Source organism: Psychromonas aquatilis (assembly GCF_038155185.1).
Classification (GTDB): domain Bacteria; phylum Pseudomonadota; class Gammaproteobacteria; order Enterobacterales; family Psychromonadaceae; genus Psychromonas; species Psychromonas aquatilis.
Genome location: NZ_JBAKAZ010000323.1, coordinates 1 through 222 on the forward strand (window position 1 = coordinate 1; position 222 = coordinate 222).

Here is a 222-nt window from a genome sequence, read left to right on the forward strand (position 1 = left end):
GAGTTATGGCTATTTGATGGTAATACCCGTGTTTATTTAAACAATGAATTCGGGATTGATTTTGACCAACGTAAATCTTTAATTGTTGGTATTGCGATGGGCTTTGCCATTATCCAGACTATATTCTCGATTGATGAAGATGCTATTTTCATTGTCCCTAAAAGCTTAACAATGGGCTCACTTGCATTAGGCTCGACTCGTTGGCAGACAATGGTTAAGGTT

General features: G+C 37.8%; 1 pseudogene. It reads left to right on the plus strand.

The features are described 5' to 3' along the window. Positions 1–222: pseudogene (locus tag V6256_RS15715) on the plus strand (phosphate ABC transporter permease); the annotation flags it as partial.